Annotated in this window: 17 protein-coding genes; 6 read left to right on the top strand and 11 right to left on the bottom strand. The window is 63.2% G+C overall.

The genetic code is table 11. The features are described from left to right. From DFR38_RS05125 to hemA, 3 genes are all read right to left on the bottom strand, one after another. Positions 1 to 918 carry a LysR substrate-binding domain-containing protein gene (locus tag DFR38_RS05125; RefSeq protein WP_082693455.1) on the bottom strand — a complete coding sequence of 306 codons (918 nt, stop codon included), beginning with the start codon at positions 916 to 918 and terminating at the stop codon, positions 1 to 3. 494 nt (positions 919 to 1,412) lie between these two features. Beyond that, positions 1,413 to 2,489, bottom strand: coding sequence for a peptide chain release factor 1 (prfA, locus tag DFR38_RS05120; protein ID WP_059286131.1), 1,077 nt, complete (start codon positions 2,487 to 2,489; stop codon positions 1,413 to 1,415). Next, complete coding sequence (gene hemA, locus DFR38_RS05115) at positions 2,489 to 3,742, bottom strand: glutamyl-tRNA reductase (RefSeq protein WP_059286130.1); 1,254 nt, start codon at positions 3,740 to 3,742, stop codon at positions 2,489 to 2,491. The genes prfA and hemA overlap by 1 nt, the downstream gene beginning before the upstream one ends. A gap of 193 nt (positions 3,743 to 3,935) precedes the next feature. Between hemA and pdxH the strand changes: the two genes are divergently transcribed. After that, positions 3,936 to 4,577, top strand: a complete 642-nt coding sequence (pdxH, locus tag DFR38_RS05110; RefSeq protein WP_059286129.1) for a pyridoxamine 5'-phosphate oxidase — start codon at positions 3,936 to 3,938, stop codon at positions 4,575 to 4,577. A gap of 6 nt (positions 4,578 to 4,583) precedes the next feature. Here pdxH and DFR38_RS05105 read toward each other — a convergent pair whose 3' ends face one another. Then, positions 4,584 to 5,531 carry a LysR family transcriptional regulator gene (locus DFR38_RS05105; RefSeq protein ID WP_239688664.1) on the bottom strand — a complete coding sequence of 316 codons (948 nt, stop codon included), beginning with the start codon at positions 5,529 to 5,531 and terminating at the stop codon, positions 4,584 to 4,586. Positions 5,532 to 5,638: 107 nt separating this feature from the next. Between DFR38_RS05105 and speB the strand changes: the two genes are divergently transcribed. Both speB and DFR38_RS05095 read left to right on the top strand, forming a co-directional pair. Continuing rightward, positions 5,639 to 6,595 carry an agmatinase gene (gene speB / locus DFR38_RS05100; protein WP_059286128.1) on the top strand — a complete coding sequence of 319 codons (957 nt, stop codon included), beginning with the start codon at positions 5,639 to 5,641 and terminating at the stop codon, positions 6,593 to 6,595. Between the two features lie 84 nt (positions 6,596 to 6,679). Then, positions 6,680 to 8,047 (top strand): sodium:solute symporter family protein, encoded by a 1,368-nt coding sequence (locus DFR38_RS05095; RefSeq protein ID WP_059286127.1) that lies wholly within the window; start codon positions 6,680 to 6,682, stop codon positions 8,045 to 8,047. Between the two features lie 62 nt (positions 8,048 to 8,109). Here the strand turns inward: DFR38_RS05095 and fghA are convergent, their stop codons facing one another. Further along, on the bottom strand, positions 8,110 to 8,943 hold the full coding sequence (gene fghA / locus DFR38_RS05090) for an S-formylglutathione hydrolase (protein ID WP_420865222.1): 834 nt from the start codon (positions 8,941 to 8,943) through the stop codon (positions 8,110 to 8,112). A gap of 111 nt (positions 8,944 to 9,054) precedes the next feature. Beyond that, positions 9,055 to 10,188: an S-(hydroxymethyl)glutathione dehydrogenase/class III alcohol dehydrogenase gene (locus DFR38_RS05085; RefSeq protein WP_059286125.1), complete on the bottom strand. Its 1,134-nt coding sequence runs from the start codon at positions 10,186 to 10,188 to the stop codon at positions 9,055 to 9,057. A 160-nt stretch (positions 10,189 to 10,348) separates the two neighbouring features. Between DFR38_RS05085 and DFR38_RS05080 the strand changes: the two genes are divergently transcribed. Then, positions 10,349 to 11,332, top strand: a complete 984-nt coding sequence (locus DFR38_RS05080) for a LysR substrate-binding domain-containing protein (RefSeq protein WP_082693454.1) — start codon at positions 10,349 to 10,351, stop codon at positions 11,330 to 11,332. Here DFR38_RS05080 and DFR38_RS05075 read toward each other — a convergent pair. The 5 genes from DFR38_RS05075 to DFR38_RS05055 form a co-directional block, all read right to left on the bottom strand. Next, positions 11,237 to 12,271 (bottom strand): linear amide C-N hydrolase, encoded by a 1,035-nt coding sequence (locus DFR38_RS05075; protein WP_059286123.1) that lies wholly within the window; start codon positions 12,269 to 12,271, stop codon positions 11,237 to 11,239. The two genes, DFR38_RS05080 and DFR38_RS05075, sit on opposite strands and share 96 nt — an antisense overlap. Before the next feature lie 70 nt (positions 12,272 to 12,341). Then, positions 12,342 to 13,037 carry a MarC family protein gene (locus DFR38_RS05070; protein WP_059286122.1) on the bottom strand — a complete coding sequence of 232 codons (696 nt, stop codon included), beginning with the start codon at positions 13,035 to 13,037 and terminating at the stop codon, positions 12,342 to 12,344. A 566-nt stretch (positions 13,038 to 13,603) separates the two neighbouring features. Beyond that, on the bottom strand, positions 13,604 to 14,962 hold the full coding sequence (locus tag DFR38_RS05065) for an MFS transporter (RefSeq protein ID WP_110313094.1): 1,359 nt from the start codon (positions 14,960 to 14,962) through the stop codon (positions 13,604 to 13,606). A gap of 53 nt (positions 14,963 to 15,015) precedes the next feature. Next, positions 15,016 to 16,479 carry a 2-hydroxymuconic semialdehyde dehydrogenase gene (locus DFR38_RS05060; protein ID WP_211310729.1) on the bottom strand — a complete coding sequence of 488 codons (1,464 nt, stop codon included), beginning with the start codon at positions 16,477 to 16,479 and terminating at the stop codon, positions 15,016 to 15,018. A gap of 120 nt (positions 16,480 to 16,599) precedes the next feature. Beyond that, positions 16,600 to 17,577, bottom strand: a complete 978-nt coding sequence (locus DFR38_RS05055; protein ID WP_059287467.1) for a LysR substrate-binding domain-containing protein — start codon at positions 17,575 to 17,577, stop codon at positions 16,600 to 16,602. Positions 17,578 to 17,747: 170 nt separating this feature from the next. Between DFR38_RS05055 and DFR38_RS05050 the strand changes: the two genes are divergently transcribed. Further along, the gene (locus DFR38_RS05050; protein WP_110313092.1) at positions 17,748 to 18,560 is read left to right on the top strand and encodes a 2-keto-4-pentenoate hydratase; all 813 of its coding nucleotides are present in this window, start codon (positions 17,748 to 17,750) and stop codon (positions 18,558 to 18,560) included. Continuing rightward, positions 18,557 to 19,492 carry an acetaldehyde dehydrogenase (acetylating) gene (locus DFR38_RS05045; RefSeq protein ID WP_059286649.1) on the top strand — a complete coding sequence of 312 codons (936 nt, stop codon included), beginning with the start codon at positions 18,557 to 18,559 and terminating at the stop codon, positions 19,490 to 19,492. Before DFR38_RS05050 ends, DFR38_RS05045 begins: the two co-directional genes overlap by 4 nt. The last annotated feature ends 9 nt before the right edge of the window (positions 19,493 to 19,501 follow it).

Genomic DNA, 19,501 nt, shown 5'->3' with positions numbered 1-19,501 from the left:
CTACATGCTGCGGCTGATCGCCTCGCTGCGCTCCAGTGTGGCGATCAGCCAGTCGCGGAAGGCGCGGATCTTCGGCTGCTGTGCCATTTCGTGCGAGTACATCAGGTAGTAAGCCCACTCGGTTTCCAGCACGGTATCAAAGGGAATCACCAGCCGTCCGCGCTGGATATCGTCGTTGACCATCGACACCTGCGCCAGCGTCACCCCCATGCCGGCTGCGGCCGCATGCAGGGCGTATTCCAGCGCGTCGAAGGTCACGCCGCTTTCCGAATTCAGCGAGTTCACCCCGGCCAGTTTCAGCCAGCGGTCCCATACATCCTGATCACGCCAGGGATGCAGCAAGGTGTGGTATTGCAGATCCTCCGGCGTGCGCAGCGGATGCGGGCCTTCCAGCAGGGCTGGCGAGCACACCGGCACCAGTTTTTCGCGGCAGATGCATTCAATGCGCATGTCGGTGGACACCTCCGGGCGCGCCATGCCGATGATGGCCAGATCATATTCGGCGCGGTTGAAGGGCTTGTCGTGAATCAGCTGGGTGATCAGGTGCAGGGTGTATTCCGGATAGCGGGTCTGGAAGTCCGGCAGATTGGGCAGCACCCAGCGCATGGCCGGGGTGGGGGGAATGCGCACGCGCAGCCCGCTCTGGCGCAGCCGCAGCATTTCACTGGCTTCATGCAAGAGCTGGAAGGCATCGCGTGCCGGTTTCACCAGCGCCTCGCCTTCGGCAGTCAGCGCCAGGCCACGCGCCTGCCGGATGAACAGGCTGGTGCCGTAGAACTCTTCCAGCGTCTGCACATGGCGGCTGACGGCGCCTTGCGTCAGGTGCAGCGAGGTGGCGGCACGGGTGAAAGACAGGTGTTCCGCCGCAGCGACAAAAACACGCAACGCGTTAAGAGGAGGCAGTTTCATCGGATTCATGTGGTTTAGTCATGGCTGGCATGATTATAACTGCTTTGCCAGTTTTGCAGTGGCTGCTTATCCTTGCGGCTAGCTCATTGATAATCAATGCAAAGCCGCGATTTACTTCAGTTGAAGCATTTTATTGTGCAAAGCCGCCACTTGCCGGAGTTTTGTACGAGCGATGTCCTCAATGCATGGATAATCTGCTGGCCGGCAGGCTGCCGCCAGCATGATGCAAGCACACGGCGGCTGCCCTTGCGGCAGCGCCAGCAGTTTTCCACCCATCTCCACGTTGGGAACGGCCGGGTCTTACCTCTGGGACCTGGCCGATTTTTTTGTTCCTTGCCGGCCCGCAGTCCGGCGCAGGCAAGAAAAAAGGCCACTTGCGTGGCCTGAAGATTCGGAGAAAAAGCGGCAGGACCGGATGAACCGGACCCTTGCGGACAAGGGCTGCTTTTTCGGGGTCAGAGTGTACAACGATGTCTGCTGCGGGGCAAACCGGGCTGCACCGCTCAGTCGCCCAGTGCGGCCAGCAGTTCGGCTTGCTGTTCGGTGATCAGTGCATCGGTCAGCTCGACCAGGTCACCATCCATCACGTAATCCAGCTTGTACAGCGTCAGGTTGATGCGATGGTCGGTAATGCGGCCTTGCGGATAGTTATACGTGCGAATGCGCTCGGAGCGGTCGCCGGAGCCGATCAGGCTCTTGCGCTCGGCCGCCTCTTTTTGCTGCTGTTCGCGGCGCTGGATGTCATTGATGCGCGCCGCCAGCACCTGCATGGCGCTGGCCTTGTTGGCGTGCTGCGAACGGCCATCCTGGCACTCCGCCACAATGCCGGTGGGCAGGTGGGTGATGCGCACCGCCGAGTCGGTCTTGTTGATGTGCTGGCCACCGGCACCGCTGGCGCGGAAGGTGTCGATGCGCAGGTCGGCCGGGTTCAGCACCACATCCACCAGTTCGTCGGCCTCGGCCATCACCGCCACGGTGCAGGCCGAGGTATGGATGCGGCCCTGGGTTTCGGTGGCCGGCACGCGCTGCACGCGATGGCCGCCGGATTCGAACTTGAGCTTGGAATAGGCACCGAAGCCGATGATGCGGACAATGGCTTCCTTGTAGCCGCCCAGGTCGGATTCACTGGCGGAGACGATTTCCACCTGCCAGCGGTTGCGTTCGGCAAAGCGGGTATACATGCGCAGCAGGTCGGCGGCAAACAGCGCCGCCTCGTCGCCGCCGGTGCCGGCGCGGATTTCCAGAAAGATGTTCTTCTCGTCGTTGGGGTCCTTGGGCAGCAGCAGCTTTTGCAGCTCCAGCTCCAGCGCGGCCATTTTTTCCCGGCCCTCATCGATTTCCAGCTGGGCGAATTCCTTCATGTCCGGGTCGGACAGCATCTCGCTGGCGGTGGCGATGTCGGTTTCACATTGCTGGTATTGCTGAAAGGTTTCCACCACCGGGGTGAGTTCGGCGTGTTCACGGGTCAGCTTGCGGAACTGATCCATATCGGCAGTCGCCGATTCGCTGGCCAGGAGGTGGGTGACCTCTTCCAGGCGATCGGCCAACTGCGACAGTTTTGTCGCAATCGACGGTTTCATTACGACTCCGGATGTAAGTGGTACAGACGGGCGATGGTTTCCACCATGGCCGCATGCTCCGCGCCGCTACCGGAGGACAGCGCCTGGGTAGGGGGGTGCATCAGTTTGTTGGTGAGTTGCTGCGACAGGCTTTCCAGCACCTTTTCCGGCGGCGTGCCCTTGGCCAGCTGCTTGAGTGCGGCCTCCAGCGCATGGCGGCGGGTACGGTCGGCTTCGTCGCGCAGGGCGCGGATCAGCGGTACGGTCTCGCGCTTTTTCAGCCAGTCGTTGAATTCGGCCACTCGGGCCTGAATGATGGACTCGGCCTCTTCTGCCGCGCTCTGGCGGGCTTCCTTGCCCACCTCGACGATGCTGGCAATATCGTCCACCGTGTACAGGTAGACATCATTCAGCTTGCCGACTTCGATTTCGATATCGCGCGGCACCGCCAGGTCCAGCATGAAGATGGGACGATGGCGGCGGGCCTTGATGGCGCGCTCCACCAGACCCTTGCCGACGATGGGCAGCTGGCTGGCAGTGGAGGTCACCACCACATCGTAGCGGTGCAGTACATCGGGCAGCTCGGACAGGGTGATGGCATTGCCGCCAAACTGCTCGGCCAGCTTCTGGCCACGCTCCAGCGTACGGTTGGCAATGGTGATACAGGAAGGCTCGCGGGCGGCAAAGTGGGTGGCCACCAGCTCGATCATTTCCCCGGCGCCGATGAACAGGATGTTCAGCTCGCCAATGGTGGGGAAGATCTGCTCGGCCAGCTTTACCGCTGCGGCAGACATGGACACCGAGCTGGAACCCACTGCCGTGCTGCTGCGCACTTCCTTGGCCACGGCAAAGGTGCGCTGGAACAGGCCGTTGAGCAAGGAGCCCAGCGTGCCGACATTCTCCGCGGTACGTACCGCGTCCTTCAGCTGACCGAGGATCTGGGTTTCCCCCAGCACCATGGAATCCAGGCCCGAAGCCACACGGAAGGCATGGCGGGCGGCACTGCTGGCATCCAGCTGGTACAGATAGGGGCGCAGTTCTTCCACCGCCAGGCCGTGGTATTGCGACAGCCATTGCAGGGCCTGCTCGGGATTATTGCTGTTGCAGTAGATTTCCGTGCGGTTGCAGGTGGAAACGATGGCCGCCTCGCGCGCCGCGTGCGAACCCACCAGGCTTTCCAGCGCGTTGGGCAATACCTCGGCCGGGAAGGCTAGCTTCTCGCGTACCGACAGCGGGGCGGTGTGATGATTCAGGCCAAAGGCAACCAGATGCATGAGCGGAAAAGGCCGCAGAGGAAATGCAGTATTCTAGCCTAAGTTACAGCTAACGTCCCTAACTACGGGGTTTTTCGCCAGCAGATTGATTCATCTGCACTTTTTCCGATGAGTGCTGTTGCCGCCGTGCTTGATCTACCCCTGCCGCCGGCTTCTGACTTACCATGGCGTCTGACCGCATCAGGAGAACCGCATGTCGCTGAATCTTGCCGATATCCGCCAGGATTATTCAAAAAAGGAATTGTCACCGGAAGATTGCCTGCCGGATGCCGTGGCGCAGTTCGAACTATGGCTGAACGAGGCGATGACCGCCCAGGTACACGAGCCGACGGCGATGAATGTGGCCACGGTGGGCGAAGATGGCCGGCCCACGGCGCGCATCGTGCTGCTCAAGGGTGTGGAAAACGGCCAGCTGGTGTTCTACAGCAATTATCTCAGCCGCAAGGGCCGGCAGCTGGCGGCCAATCCCTATGTGTCCATCACCTTTTTCTGGCCGGAGCTGGAGCGTCAGGTGCGCATCGAGGGCCGGGTGGAACAGGTGGCGCCAGAGGTGTCCGATGCCTACTTCGCCAGCCGTCCCTATACCAGCCGCCTGGGGGCCTGGGCCAGCGAGCAGAGCACCGAGATCAGCTCCAAGAATGTGCTGATCAGCCGTGCCGCCATGTTTGGCGTCAAGCACCCGCTGCATGTACCGCGCCCGCCGCACTGGGGCGGCTATGCGGTGATTCCCGACCGTATCGAATTCTGGCAGGGCCGCCCCAGCCGCCTGCATGACCGGGTGGTGTACCTGCTGCAGGCCGATGCCAGCTGGCAACGGCTGCGGCTGGCTCCCTGAGTCGGCTCAGGCTGGCGGTAGCTGGTGCGCCGTCAGCAAATCCTGCATAAAGGCGCAGACCACCTCGCTCTGCCGTGCGCTTTGCCGCGTCACCATGTGAAAGGTGGGGTGATAGCACAGCAGCGCCGGATTGAGCGCCCGCAGCAGACCCTGCTCCACCATGGGGCGGGCGAAGTGTTCGGGCAGAAAGCCCAGATGATGGCCGGACAGGATCAGCACGGCCATCGCCTCCATATTGTCGGCCCGTGCGGTGATGCGCCAGCTTTCCACCGGCAGCTGAATGTCCGGCAGCGGGTAGCTGCGCCAGGCCCAGTCGTGGCGGGCGGCTTCTTCCACCGCCATATTGCCCGCCTGCCTGAACAACGGGTGTTCCTGGCTGCAATAGGCCAGCTGGTGTTCGGTAAACAGCGGCAGGTATTGCAGGCTGGGCGCGCGGTGCCAGAAATAGCCGATGCCCAGGTGGATTTCTCCGTTGATCAGCGCTTCTTCCAGGGTGCCCGGTGCCAGCATGGACAGCACCAGCTCCACCGCCTCTTCGCGCTGGCGAAAACGCCGTATGGTTTCCGACAGCCGCGCATGTGCCCGCATGGTGGTATGGCCCACCACGCCAATTCTTAACTGCCCCACCAGCTTGCGTTCCAGTTGCCGTGCTTCCACGCAGAACGCCTCGGCAGCATCCAGCAACTGGCGGCTGGCATGCAGCAGCTGGCTGCCCTTGGCAGTGAGGGCAAAGCCGGCACGGCCACGTTCGCACAGGCGGTAGCCCAGCCGGGTTTCCAGTGCGGCCAGCTGGTTGCTGATGGTGGACTGGCTGACATTCAGGGTGGACTGGGCCGCGGAAATGCCGCCGGCATCGACAACGGCGCGAAAAACCCTGATTAGGCGTAGATCAAGGCTGGACAGGGTGTTGAGCATGGTTTTGTCCCGGTGATGGCGATAGGTCAGGCCGGTCATTACACACATTCAGATTTATCAATGTAAACAGTGGAATACGGTGATTTTTCCCAAGTTGCCGCCTGAATAGACTGAGCCCTCGTTCAACCTCAGTTTCAGGAGTCAGCATGTCAATCGCTGAACGCAATCAGCCGCTGGGTGGCAATGCCATGCCGCGCTTTGGCGGCATCGCCACCATGATGCGGCTGCCCAAGGTGGAAACCGCCGCCGGCCTGGATGCCGTGTTTGTCGGCCTGCCGCTGGATATCGGCACCTCCAACCGCAGCGGCACCCGTTTTGGTCCGCGGGAAATCCGCAATGAATCGGTATTGCTGCGTCCCTACAACATGGGGACCGGTGCGGCCCCCTTCGACAGCCTGCAAGTGGCCGATATCGGCGATATCGCCACCAATCCCTACAACCTGCTGGACAGCGTGGCGCGCATCGAGGCGGGCTACCGCGACCTGCTGCAGTACGACGTGATCCCGCTGGGGCTGGGCGGCGACCACACCGTCACCCTGCCCATCCTGCGTGCCATCGCGGCCAAGCACGGCCCGGTGGGGCTGATCCATGTCGATGCCCACGCCGACATCAACGATGAAATGTTTGGCGAAAAAATCGCCCATGGCACTACCTTCCGCCGTGCCCAGGAAGAGGGCTTGCTGGCTGCGGACCGGGTGGTGCAGATCGGCCTGCGCGGCAGCGGCTATGCCGCCGAGGATTTCGACTGGGCGCGCCGCCAGGGTTTCCGCGTGGTGCCGGCCGAAGCGTGCTGGAACCATTCGCTGCAGGGCCTGATGCAGGAAGTGCGTCAGCAGATGGGGGGCGGACCGGTTTATCTGAGCTTTGACATCGACGGCATCGACCCGGCATTTGCCCCCGGCACCGGCACGCCGGAAGTGGCCGGCCTCACCTCGGTGCAGGCGCTGGAAATCGTGCGCGGCTGTCAGGGGCTGAACCTGGTGGGCTGTGACCTGGTGGAGGTGTCGCCACCCTATGACACCACCGGCAATACCGCGCTGCTGGGGGCCAATCTCCTGTTTGAAATGCTGTGCGTGCTGCCCGGGGTGGTCATCCGCCGCTGAGTACGTCATCCAGGCCGCCACAGAGCGGCCAATCACAATCCGTTCATAGCCAATTGCCAACAAGGCAGACTTAGGAGACAAACCATGGGACTCGATATCTTTGTCGTGTTCATTTATATCGCCGGCATGCTGCTGCTGGGCTGGCTGGGCATGCGCCGTGCCACCAGCCGCGAGGAATTCCTGGTGGCGGGCCGTAATCTGGGACCGGGCTTTTACATGGGCACCATGGCCGCCACCGTGCTGGGTGGTGCCTCGACGGTGGGCACCGTCAAGCTGGGCTACGTGTACGGCATTTCCGGCTTCTGGCTGTGTGCCGCACTGGGCTGCGGCATTCTGGTGCTCAACCTGTTCATGGCCAAGCCGCTGCTCAAGCTGAAGGTGTTTACCGTCACCCAGGTGCTGGAGCGGCGCTACAACACCCTGGCCCGTCGCACCAGCGCGCTGGTGATGCTGATGTATGCGGTGATGATCAGCGTGACCTCGGTGCTGGCCATTGCCACGGTGATGCAGGTGCTGTTCACCCTGCCATTCTGGGTGGCGGTGCTGATCGGCGGCGGGGTGGTGGTGCTGTATTCGGCGGTGGGCGGCATGTGGTCGCTGACGCTGACCGACATCGTGCAGTTCCTGATCAAGACCATCGGGCTGATGTTCATCCTGCTGCCCATCTGCCTGTACCGCGTGGGTGGCTGGGAGCAACTGGCAGCCAAGCTGCCGGCCTCCTACTTCAGCTTCACGGCCATCGGTGGCGACACCATCCTGACCTACTTTGTCATTTACTTCTTCGGCATCCTGATCGGCCAGGATATCTGGCAGCGGGTGTTCACCGCGCGCAGCGAGCGGGTGGCGCGCTACGCCGGCAGCATTGCCGGGGTGTATTGCATCCTGTACGGGCTGATCTGTGCCGCCATCGGCATGGCCACCAAGGTCTTGCTGCCTGATCTGGAGGTGCCGGCCAATGCCTTTGCCTCCATGGTGAAGGAAGGCTTGCCGGACGGGGTGCGCGGGCTGGTGATTGCCGCCGCGCTGGCCGCCATGATGTCCACCGCCAGCGCAGCCTTGCTGGCCGCTTCCACCACGCTGACCGAAGACCTCAGCGGGCGCGATGGCTGCAGCCTGTGGACCAACCGCATCGTTACCCTGCTGGTCGGCCTGCTGGTGCTGGCCCTGGCCATGGTGGTGACTGATGTGATCAGCGCGTTGACACTGGCCTACAACCTGCTGGTGGCCGGCATGCTGGTGCCTTTGCTGGGCGCCATCTTCTGGCCGCGTGCCACCACACCGGGGGCCATCAGCAGCATGGTACTGGGCTGCGGTACCGCCATTCTGGCCATGATCAGCTATGGGCTGGATTCCAATGTGCCCATCTACCTGAGCCTGGCGGTGAGTGTGCTCAGCTTTGTGCTGGTCAGCCTGGTCACCCGCAAGGAGCAACGCCAGGCCGCCAGTATCTGACCGCGCCCTGGTCCCTCAGCAAAACAGCCGGCTATCCCGGCTGTTTTTGCATCTGCCTGGGTTTAGCCGGCCAGATAGCCGGCGTGAAAGCGCAGCTGCTCTTCGATAAAGCTGGCAATGAAGTAATAGCTGTGGTCGTAACCGGGATGGCGGTGCAGCTGCAGCGCATGGCCGCCGGCACCGGCGGCGTTTTCCAGCGCTTCCGGCCTGAGCTGCTCGGCCAGGAAACCATCAGCCAGGCCGATATCCACCCGCAACGGCGGCAGCGCGGTCGCCTGTTCCAGCAGATGGCAGGCATCCCACTCCAGCCACTGTCGGCGCTCCTCGCCCAGATAGGCGGCAAAGGCTTTCTGCCCCCATGGCACATTCAGCGGATTGGCAATCGGGCTGAAGGCCGATACCGACACATAATCCTGCGGCCGCTTGAGCGCGCAGATCAGCGCACCGTGGCCGCCCATGGAATGGCCGGCAATGGCGCGGCGCTGGCTCACCGGAAAGTGCGCCTCGATCAAGGCCGGCAGCTCGCGGCTGACATAGTCGTACATCCGGTAATGGCGGTTCCACGGCGCCTGGGTGGCGTTGACATAAAAGCCCGCGCCCTGGCCCAGGTCGTAGGCCGGGTCATCTGCCACGCCTTCACCGCGCGGGCTGGTGTCCGGGGCCACGATGGCCATGCCCAGCTCGGCGGCGATACGCTGCGCGCCGGCCTTCTGCATGAAGTTTTCGTCGGTGCAGGTCAGGCCGGACAGCCAGTACAGCACCGGCACCTTGTCACCCCGTGCGGCCTGTGGCGGCAGATAGATGGCAAAGCGCATGCGGCAGCCCAGCACGGCAGAGTCGTGCAGATACTGCTTGTGCCAGCCACCAAAGCACATGGCACTGCTGATGTTTTCCAGATTCATTTTCGTCTTCCGAACAGGCCGGGCCGGCAATAGCTGCGGCCCGGCAGGGTGGTCTGAGCGCGGCTGGCAGGGCCAGGGCCGTAGCAGGGCTGGTGTCCGCAACGCTCAGTCCTGGCGGTAGTGGATGACGGAACGAATGCTCTTGCCCTCATGCATCAGTTCGAAGGCGGTGTTCACTTCTTCCAGCGGCATGGTGTGGGTGATGAAGTCGTCCAGGCGGAATTCGCCCTTCAGGTAACGCTCCACATAGGTGGGCAGTTCGGAACGGCCACGCACGCCGCCAAAGGCCGAGCCGCGCCATACCCGGCCGGTCACCAGCTGGAAGGGACGGGTGGAGATTTCCTGCCCGGCTCCGGCCACGCCGATGATCACCGATTCGCCCCAGCCCTTGTGGCAGCATTCCAGCGCCGAGCGCATCACATTGACATTGCCGATGCACTCGAAGGAGAAGTCCACGCCGCCGTCGGTCATTTCCACGATCACGTCCTGAATCGGCTTGTCGAACAGAGTGGGGTTGATGCAGTCGGTGGCACCCAGTTTTTTCGCCAGTTCAAACTTGCTCTCGTTGATATCGATGCCGATGATGCGGCTGGCCCCGGCCATGCGCGCGCCGATGATGGCCGACAGGCCGATGCCGCCCAGGCCGAAGATGGCCACGGTATCGCCCGCCTTCACCTTGGCGGTGTTCACCACCGCACCCATGCCGGTGGTGACGCCACAACCCAGCAGGCAGACTTCTTCCAGCGGCGCAGCCTTGTTCACCTTGGCCAGCGAAATTTCCGGCAGCACGGTGTATTCGGCAAAGGTGGAGGTGCCCATGTAGTGGTAGATGGGCTGGCCGTCCTTGGAGAAGCGCGTGGTGCCATCCGGCATCAGGCCCTTGCCCTGGGTAGCGCGGATTTTCTGGCACAGATTGGTCTTGCCGGATTTGCAGAACTTGCACTCGCCGCATTCCGGCGTGTACAGCGGAATCACATGGTCGCCCACTGCCACGCTGGTGACGCCTTCGCCGACGGACTCGACAATGCCACCGCCCTCATGCCCCAGGATGCAGGGGAAAATGCCTTCCGGGTCGGCACCGGACAGGGTGTAGGCATCGGTATGGCACACCCCGGTGGCCACCAGCTTCACCCGTACTTCGCCCGCCTTGGGCGGGGCCACTTCCACTTCCTCGATGGACAAGGGCTGGCCGGCGGCCCAGGCAACGGCGGCCTTGCACTTGATGATGTCCTGACTCATGGCGATCTCCTGATGGGGTAATCCGCCCGCAACGGCAGGCGGCGCTGTGCGCGGCGGCGGAATAGGGCTGCTGCCAGGCAGCAGTAAAACACCATTGTATTGCGACTGTTTTTGCAGATAATCTGCCTGATCGGTAAATGATTTTTTCTGTGGAGCAATAATGGCGACGTGGCAAGGGGTGAATGAATTCGTCAGTGTGGCGGAACTGGGCAGCTTTACCCGTGCTGCGCGCGCGCTGGACCTGTCGGTGGCACAGGTCAGCCGCGAAGTCACCCGGCTGGAACAACGGCTGCATGTGCAGCTGCTATACCGTACCACCCGCCAGCTGACACTGACTGAAAGCGGCCAGCTGTATCTGCAGCATTGCCGGCAATTGCTGGACGGGCTGGACGAGGCCGAACGCGCCTTGTCCTTGCACCAGGCCGTGCCGCAAGGCCGGCTCAAGCTCACCGCGCCGGTGGCCTATGGCGAAAGCCATATCGCCCCGTTGATCACCGCCTTCCTGCAGCGTTATCCGGCGCTGGAGATCCAGCTCAACCTCACCAATCAGGTGCTGGACCTGGTGGCCGAAGGCTATGACCTGGCCATCCGCCTGGGACATCTGGCCGAATCCAGCCTGGTGGCACGGCGGCTGGCCAGCCGCCGCCAGCATGTCTGCGCCGCCCCGGCCTATCTGCAGCGCCATGGCCTGCCCAACAGCCTGTCCGAGCTGGATGGCCACAACTGCCTGCTGGGCAGCAATGATTTCTGGCATCTGCAAGAGGGCGGCAAGCGCCGCCTGCTGCGGGTCAAGGGCAGCCTGCGCTGCAACAGCGGCCACGCGCTGACCCATGCCGCGCTGCAAGGCGTGGGCATTGTGCAGCTGCCGGACTACTACGTGGCGCGCCATTTGCAGCGTGGCGAACTGGTGGAGCTGCTTGCCGCCTATCGCGAGCCGGACGAGGGCATCTGGGCACTGTATCCGCACAAACGCCAGCTCTCCCCCAAGGTACGCATGCTGGTGGATGAGCTGGCGGCACGGCTGCCAGGCTTTGTCCCGCCCGCGGCACTACAGCACGGGTTGGGCCAGGCCGATGTGCTCGTGCAGGAAACGGGAGAAGGAATGGCGGCGCACACTGTCGATGGCGGCGTGGTCGGCCAGTGACAGGCACAGATAGTTGAGCGCATTGTCCGGACGGATGTACAGCAGGCCGCGGCTCAGGTCGGTCAAGGCGCTGAAGGTGGTCCATTCCTCTGCCAGCCGTCCCGCGTGGGCGGGGTCGGGCAGATTGGTGGCACCGCGTGGCCGGTCAAACTTGTTGGTGATCTTGGCCACCAGGGCCACCGCCGCGTCGGCATGCGCTGGCGTCTGGCAGAACTGCGCATAGTAGGCGGCGCGGACAAAGCGGCTGCTGGAGGTGTCATCCGCCGGCAAGCCGGCCATGGCGTTGCCGACATCCTCGGTACGGGCCAGATGGCTGCCGAAGTATTGCTCGCGCTTGCCCAGGTTGGAGACAAAGGCGTAGTTATCCAGATGGGTCAGGTGCCAGTCAAACGCCGGGCCATTGGTCATGACGCCGACCGGGTTGTCATAGAGCTGCACCCGCCCCTGGCCAAACTCGATCACCAGCCCCTGGCCATGCCGGTCGAACACCGCGTAATGAAAGGGCGAGGGCGTATTGCCCAGCATGGGCAGCGGGTCCACCCAGAACTGGCTCTGCTCCACCAGCTGGCGCACTTCGGCACAACTGCCGCAGCTGGCCAGCAGCCAGCTGGCCACACCGGACACCGCTATCAGCGGGCGGCTGTCCTGCTGTGGATTGGGCAGCGCGGTTTCGGCAAACATATTCATGTTCACCGTCAGTCCGGCCTCGTTGAGCCCTGCCACCGCCGGCTGGTAATCCGCGGCAATGTCCAGGCTGATGGACAGGAAACGCAGGCGGCTGGCAAAGCGCATGGCCGGAAAGCCGGCGGGCACCGGGCTGGCGAATTGGCTGCCACGCGGGTAATAGCCCAGCGAGAAGGCCAGCTCCTCACCGTATTCCAGGGTGCGACCCTGATAAACCTTGCCATGTTGATCGCGGATGATGAAGGTAGTGCACATGGTGGGACTCCTTGGCGGATGACAGCAGCGGACGGGGCCAACCCTGAGGGACAGGGCGGCCACGGGAATGTCAGGCAGCGGGGCCGAGCAACTGGTGCAGACCGCCCCAGGCGATTTGCAGGCCGACGGCAAACACCAGAAAGGACATGAAGCGGTTGATCATGTTTTCGCTGGAAGGACCCAGGCGGGCCACCAGATTGCTGGCATTCAGATAGGTCAGGTAAATCAGCACGCTCATGCCCAGCATGCCCAGCGCCAGGCCGGTGACACTGAGGGCGTAATTGACAGTGCTCTCGTTGTAGCCATGCACGCTCAGGGTGAGCAGCACCGACACCGTGCCCGGCCCCACGGTCAGCGGAAAGGAAATCGGGTAGAACAAGTCGTTTTCCACATCATTTGCCGGCATATGCTCCCCGGCTGCGGCGGCGGTGGCGTTTTCCGCCGGTTTGTCTGTGGTTTTGGTATTGCTCAGTGATTCCCAGCCCATTTTGCAGATCATGATGCCGCCAGCCAGTTTGACCACCGGAATGGACAAGCCGAATATCACCAGCACCCAGCGGCCAAGCGCCAGTGCCAATAAGCCGATCAATAATGAATACCATGCCACTTTGGCAATGGCGGCCCGCCGCCGCTCCACCGGCAACTGGCGAAAATAGGGATTCACAATGAATGCCGTGCCTAAGGGGTCGACCACCGGAAACAGGGTAACAAAACCGACAAAAGCGGCATGCAGGACAATATTGAAATCACTAATGAAAATATTCATGGTAGTCCCGTTGGCTGAAAACGGCTGAATTCAAGGTAAAGGAATAATTGACCTTGTTAATTGAACAAGCGCGCTGGCTGATTCAAAAAGACCATTGAATATCAATGGTGCCATGCTTTGTTATTCCCCCTGCGCTAATCGTGGATATCGGCTTGATGTCAAATGGTTCATTTGAATGAGAAGGGTCTGAATGATGTGCAGCTGACGCTAACATGGGGTAAATACGGCAGCAAGATCGTGAATGAAGCAGGGGTTTGATTTGGCTATTTTTCGGAAATTTCCCAGCCAATAAGCGCGGCTAACAAAACCGCGCAGAGAAGCCGGGCCAAGGCGCGCCGACGCAGACAGTACCAATCAGTAGGGCAAGGAGGCGCAAGGCAGGAGCGGGGGGCTTGTGAGCGGGTCCAGGGGGGCTGGCACAGCGGCCTGTCTGCCGGGAAGGGGCCAAGGCCGCAAGCGCCATCCGCGGCGGTATCAGGCGGTTGAAGTCGCCGGTATCTGCTGCTGCCCGGACCGGCCGGCGCTATCGGCCGGGCCTGCCAGCCCGGCGGGCAGGCAGGCTGGCTTTACACGGTGCGGGTTTCCAGCGGCCGCTGGCGTTGATACAGCACATACTTCAGCAACAGGGCCATGCAGACCAGGGCAGCCGGGATCAGCAGCGCGGTAAAAATCTGTCCCGGTGCGATGTGCTGGCGTAGCAGCTCGGCACCCAGCAAGACACCGCTGATGGCACCAAAGCGCCCCACCCCCAGCATGCTGCCCACGCCGGTGGCACGGCAATGGGTGGGGTAAAAGCCGGCGGCCATCGACGACAGGGCCGACTGACCGCCACCCGAGGCAAAGCCCATGCAGAACACCAGGCTGCCCAACAGCCAGCTCTGCTCGCCATGGCCGACGGCATTGCCCACCGCCCAGGCCAGCAGGCCGGCGGCCAGATAGGTGCCCGCCAGGATTTTATTGGACTCCCAGCGGCCCATGGCCCAACCCACCACAATCGAACCCACGCCGCCGCCAATGGGAAACAGCGCACTGATCACCGAAAACTGCTGCAGGCTCAGCCCGGCTTCCTTCAGCAGCAAGGGCATCCAGTTCACCCCCATGTAGTAGACCAGCATGCTCATGAAGCAGCACAGCCACAGCAGCAGCGTCCCCGCCGCCAGCGGGCGGCTCAGCACCTCGCGCAGGCTGCTGCTGTTTTGTGCGCCTGCCGCCTGTTCGCCCAGGCTGAAGGACTGTGCCTGCAACAAGGCGGGGCTATGGACAATGCGCAGCAGAATGCGGCGGATGACTTCCGGGCTGGCCTGTCTGGCCACCAGATAGCGTACCGATTCCGGCATGCGCCACCACAGCAAGAGACAGAGCAGCAGCGGCACCGCCCCGCCCAGCAGCATCAGCGATTGCCAGCCATACAGCGGAATCAGCCAGCCGGCACACAGGCCGCCGGCACCGGCACCCAGCGGGAAGCCGCACAACATGGCGCTGACCAGCATGGCGCGTTGCCGGGTGGGGGCGTATTCGGACAGCAGGGTAATGGTATTGGGCAGGGCGGCACCCAGGCCGATGCCGGTAAGCAAACGGTATACGGTGAGGGTGTTCAGACCGTCGGCCCAGGCGGTGACCAGACTGCCCAGGCCAAACAGCAGCACCGACCACAGCAGCGCCGGCTTGCGTCCCAGCCGGTCGGCCAGCGGCCCGGCCAGCAAGGCACCGATGGCCAGGCCAAACAGCGCGGCGCTCAGCGCCTGGCCCAGCTGGGGCTTGCTCAGCCCCCATTGCTCCATCAGCGAAGGCACGATATAGGCCACGGCAGCCAGATCGTAGCCATCCAGAAACATCACCAGAAAGCACAGCAACAGAATCAGCCATTGATAGCGGCTAAAACCGGCCTCGTCGATCAAGGCCTCTACATTCAGGGGGGTAGGCATGGCATGAACTCCTGACCGGACGGCGACGCCGTCCGGTGCAATGGGGATGGCGATTACAGCTTGATGCAGACGTTGCTGATGTCGGAGTAGAAGTCCAGCGAGTAGCGTCCGCCTTCGCGTCCCATGCCGGACAGTTTGCTGCCGCCAAACGGCGTGCGCAGATCACGGGCATACCAGGTGTTCACCCACACGATGCCGGTATGGATGCGCCGGGCCAGCCGGTGCGCACGGTCCAGCCGGGTGGTCCACAGCGCGCAGGCCAGGCCATAGGGGCTGTCATTGACCCGTTGCAGCACTTCGTCCTCGTGGTCAAACGGCGCGATATGGCAGACCGGGCCGAAGACTTCTTCGCGCACGCAGCGGGCGTTATCGGACAGGCCGGTCCAGATGGTGGGGCGCACATAAGCCCCCTGGTCGCGCGCATCGCCAAAGTGCGGCACCTCGCCGCCGGTCACCACCCGTGCGCCTTCCTCGCGCGCCAGGGCAAAGTAGGACAGCACCTTTTCCCGGTGCTTGTGCGAGACCAGCGGCCCCAGATCGACGTTTTCCTCTTGCGGATAACCGATCTGCAAGGCTTCGGCACGCTGTTTCAGCGCCGCCACGAAGCGGTCGAAAATCGGCCGTTCCACATACACCCGTTCCGAGCACAGGCACACCTGCCCGGTATTGAAGAAGGACGAACGTGCCACGCCGGCCACGGCGGCATCGAAATCGGCATCGGCAAACACCACGGCGGCGTTCTTGCCACCCAGCTCGAACGACACCTCTTTCACGCCATCGGCCACCGCCTTCATGATGGCGCTGCCGGTGCGTGATTCGCCGGTAAAGGACACGGCGCTGATCTGCGGCTGGCGGGTGAGGTATTCACCGGCCGAGCCCGGCCCGAAACCGTGCACCAGATTGAAGACGCCGGGGGGAATGCCCACCTCGTCCATCACCCGTGCCAGCAGGGTGGCGGAGGACGGGGTTTCTTCCGAGGGCTTGCACACCACGGTATTGCCCATGGCCAGCGCCGGACCCAGCTTCCAGGTCAGCAGCAGCAGCGGCAGGTTCCATGGCGAAATCACCGCCACCACGCCCAGCGGCTTGCGCACGGTGTAGTTGAACAGCACGCCGCCATCGGCCTGCGGGGTTTCGCAGCTTTCACTCACCGCGGTGGCTGCCAGGTCGGCAAAGGTGCGGAAGTTGGCAATGGCACGCGGCACATCCAGCGTGCGCGCCAGATGGACCGGGCGGCCGGTGTCGGCCACTTCGGCGGCGACAAATTCCTCAAAGCGCGCCTCGATGCCATCGGCCACCTTGTGCAGCAAGGCAGAACGCGCGGGCTGGCTCAGGCGGCCCCATTCGCCATGCAGCGCGGCCTCGGCCGCCTGAGCGGCGGCGGCGACCTGCTCGGCACTGGCCTCGGACACCTGACAGATCAGCTGGCCATTGACCGGACTGATATTGTCGAACCGGGCAGTGCCCTCGACAAATTTCCCATTGATATACAGCGGCAGCAAAGCGGTACTGGACATGACTCTCTCCTCCATTCAGCAAAACGCGCCACGCAGCAGGCAATGGCGAACGAAGGCGAGTGTAGGAAGGGGCTTGCCAGCATTGAAAATGAATAAAACGGGTTTTGCTATGCCCTAATTTTATAGGGGGCGGTCTTGCTGCATGGTCTGGCCCACTTGCTTGAGGCAGTCGATCAGGTGGCGTGCCGCCGGGGTGAGCGCCTTGTCATTGCGGACCGAATAACCCACGGCGGTCAGCGGGCCCACTTCTCCCAGCGGCAGGATCGCCAGCAGCCCGGCGCTGGCAAAACGGTGTGCGGCCAGCAAGGGCATCAGCCCCAGGCAGTCCGATTCCACCAGCAAATTGACATTGGTCAGCAAGGACAGCGATTCCAGCAGATTGTCCGGCATGGGCAGGCCGGCGTCGGCAAAGAACTGTTCCGCCACCCGCCGTGCCGGCGAGTCCGGCGGCGGCACGATCCACGGCCAGTGTTGCAGTGCGTCCAGTTTCAGGTTTGTGGCCGCCAGCAGCGGGTGCCGGCTGCCCGCCACGATGCACAGGCTGTTGCGGTACAAGGGCTGATGGCGCAAGGGCAGCTTGCGGGTATAGACATCGTCGCCATCCGGCAGTCGCCCCACCACCAGATCCAGCTCGCCGGTGGCCAGCGCCGGAAACAGATAGTCCTGCGGACCTTCGCGCACCGTCACCAGCAGGCGCGGGGTGCGCTCCTTCAGCATCAGGATGGCGCGTGGCAGCAGGCTGGCGCTGGCAGAAATCTGCGTGCCCACCACCACATGGCCACTGATGCCGCCCTTGAAGGTATTCAGTTCATCGGTGAGATAGCGCAGCTCGGCAATCACCGATTTCACCCTTTCCCCCAGCAGTACACCGTATTCGGTGGGCGAGACCCCGCGGTTGCTGCGCTGGAACAGCACGGTGTCCAGTTGCAGTTCCAGCTCGCGAATGGCCTTGGTGACCGCCGGCTGGGTCAGGTTCAGTTCGCGGGCGGCGCGGGCAATGGACTGGCAGCGCAGCACCCGGTCGAATACCAGCAGCGGCCGCAGCTTCAGGCGGTTGAGCACCATATCGTTGATGGAAAAGGGCGGGCGTTCATCCATGACATTGGCTCCGGCAGGCAAGGGATGGCCCTGACTATTGCATAACTTTATGGCATAGCAGAAGCCGGATTATTCATTTTTGCCGTGGTGCAAGGGCTCATAGACTGGTCTGCGTTTCCATTGCCGCCGGGCCTGGCTGCTGCCAGCCCGCCGGAGTTCAGGAGAAAGCCATGAGCCACCCCACCCCATCCGACCTGCACGCCGCCGCCCTGCAACTGCGCAGCGCGGCGGCCAGCGCTCAGCCCTGCCCGCCGCTGCGCAGCGTGCTGGGCGAGCACAACATCGATGCCGCCTACGCGGTGCAAACCCTCAATATCCAGTACGCACTGGAGCAGGGCCGGCGGCTGGTCGGCAGCAAGATCGGCCTGACTTCCCATGCCGTGCAGCAGCAGCTGGGCGTGACCCAGCCGGATTTCGGCCACCTGTTTGCCGACATGGCCATTGCCGATGGCGAAGAAATCGACAGCCGGCGCCTGCTGCAACCCAAGGTCGAAGCCGAAATCGCCCTGGTACTGGGGCGCGACCTGCCGCATGCAAAGCACACGCTGGCCGACCTGATCAGCGCGGTGGACTACCTGCTGCCGGCCATCGAGGTGGTGGACAGCCGCATTGCCGGCTGGGACATCCGCATCAGCGACACCATTGCCGACAACGCCTCCTCCGGCCTGTTTGTGCTGGGTAACCGCCCGGTGCTGCTGCGCGATGCCGACCTGACCGGCTGCGGCATGGTGCTGGAAAGCCAGGGCGAACCACTCAGCGTGGGTGGTGGAGCCGCCTGCCTGGGCAATCCGCTGCTGGCGGCGCTCTGGCTGGCCGACACCCTGGCGCAGCGCGGCCACCCGCTCAGGGCCGGCGACATCGTGCTGAGCGGGGCCTTGGGTCCCATGGTGCCGGTGCGTGCCGGCGATGTATTCACCGCCCGTATTCAGGGTCTGGGGCAGGTCTCTGCCCGTTTTGCCCCACAGCAAGGAGCTCACCAATGAGCAAGTCGCGTATCAAGGCCGCCATCATCGGTTCCGGCAATATCGGCAGCGATCTGATGATCAAGCTGCTGCGTCATGGCCAGCATGTCGAGCTGGCCGCCATGGTCGGCATCGACGCCGCCTCGGATGGTCTGGCCCGCGCCAGACGGCTGGGGCTGGCCACCACCCACCAGGGCCTGGACGGCCTGCTGGCGCTGCCGGAATTTGCCGACATCAGGATCGTGTTCGATGCCACCTCGGCCGGCGCGCATGTCCAGCACAACCGCGTGCTGCAACAGCACGGCGTGCGGGTGATCGACCTTACCCCGGCGGCCATCGGCCCCTATGTGGTGCCGGTGGTCAATCTGGAAGCGCATCTGGATGCGGCCAACATCAATATGGTCACCTGCGGCGGCCAGGCCACCATTCCCATGGTGGCGGCGGTCAACAGCGTCACTCCGGTGCTGTACGGCGAAATCGTCGCCTCGATTGCCAGCAAATCCGCCGGCCCCGGCACCCGCGCCAATATCGACGAGTTCACCGAAACCACCTCGCAGGCCATTGTCAGCGTGGGCGGTGCACGTCAGGGCAAGGCCATCATCATTCTCAATCCGGCCGAACCGCCGCTGATGATGCGCGACACCGTGTTCTGCCTGACCGGCCCGGCCGACCGTGCCGCCATTGCCGCCGCAGTGGAGCAGATGGCGGAAAAGGTGCAGGCCTATGTGCCGGGTTACCGCCTGAAGCAGGCAGTGCAATTCGAAGACATCCCCGCGGCCGATGCCGCCGCCTATCCCGGCCTGGGCGCGCAAGGCGGGCTCAAGGTGTCCATCTTCATCGAAGTGGAAGGCGCCGCCCACTATCTGCCGGCCTATGCCGGCAACCTGGACATCATGACGTCAGCCGCCATGGCCTGCGGTGAACGCCTGGCCGCCCGACTGCTGCAAGCCTGAGGAAACCCG

It is taken from the genome of Aquitalea magnusonii (genome assembly GCF_003202035.1).
GTDB classification, from domain to species: domain Bacteria; phylum Pseudomonadota; class Gammaproteobacteria; order Burkholderiales; family Chromobacteriaceae; genus Aquitalea; species Aquitalea magnusonii.
Note: the sequence above shows the minus strand (reverse complement) of the source record. Positions and strands in the feature narration are given on the sequence as shown.

Excerpts from the sequence above, each read along its gene's own strand:
- DFR38_RS05095 (WP_059286127.1), top strand. The coding sequence starts at position 6,680 with ATGGGACTCGATATCTTTGTCGTGTTCATTTATATCGCCGGCATGCTG.
- DFR38_RS05080 (WP_082693454.1), top strand. The coding sequence starts at position 10,349 with ATGGCGACGTGGCAAGGGGTGAATGAATTCGTCAGTGTGGCGGAACTG.
- DFR38_RS05055 (WP_059287467.1), bottom strand. The coding sequence starts at position 17,577 with ATGGATGAACGCCCGCCCTTTTCCATCAACGATATGGTGCTCAACCGC.
- DFR38_RS05050 (WP_110313092.1), top strand. The coding sequence starts at position 17,748 with ATGAGCCACCCCACCCCATCCGACCTGCACGCCGCCGCCCTGCAACTG.
- DFR38_RS05060 (WP_211310729.1), bottom strand. The coding sequence starts at position 16,479 with ATGTCCAGTACCGCTTTGCTGCCGCTGTATATCAATGGGAAATTTGTC.
- DFR38_RS05125 (WP_082693455.1), bottom strand. The coding sequence starts at position 918 with ATGAATCCGATGAAACTGCCTCCTCTTAACGCGTTGCGTGTTTTTGTC.
- DFR38_RS05065 (WP_110313094.1), bottom strand. The coding sequence starts at position 14,962 with ATGCCTACCCCCCTGAATGTAGAGGCCTTGATCGACGAGGCCGGTTTT.
- DFR38_RS05085 (WP_059286125.1), bottom strand. The coding sequence starts at position 10,188 with ATGAGTCAGGACATCATCAAGTGCAAGGCCGCCGTTGCCTGGGCCGCC.
- speB (WP_059286128.1), top strand. The coding sequence starts at position 5,639 with ATGTCAATCGCTGAACGCAATCAGCCGCTGGGTGGCAATGCCATGCCG.
- DFR38_RS05075 (WP_059286123.1), bottom strand. The coding sequence starts at position 12,271 with ATGTGCACTACCTTCATCATCCGCGATCAACATGGCAAGGTTTATCAG.
- pdxH (WP_059286129.1), top strand. The coding sequence starts at position 3,936 with ATGTCGCTGAATCTTGCCGATATCCGCCAGGATTATTCAAAAAAGGAA.
- DFR38_RS05070 (WP_059286122.1), bottom strand. The coding sequence starts at position 13,037 with ATGAATATTTTCATTAGTGATTTCAATATTGTCCTGCATGCCGCTTTT.
- prfA (WP_059286131.1), bottom strand. The coding sequence starts at position 2,489 with ATGAAACCGTCGATTGCGACAAAACTGTCGCAGTTGGCCGATCGCCTG.
- hemA (WP_059286130.1), bottom strand. The coding sequence starts at position 3,742 with ATGCATCTGGTTGCCTTTGGCCTGAATCATCACACCGCCCCGCTGTCG.
- DFR38_RS05105 (WP_239688664.1), bottom strand. The coding sequence starts at position 5,531 with ATGACCGGCCTGACCTATCGCCATCACCGGGACAAAACCATGCTCAAC.
- DFR38_RS05045 (WP_059286649.1), top strand. The coding sequence starts at position 18,557 with ATGAGCAAGTCGCGTATCAAGGCCGCCATCATCGGTTCCGGCAATATC.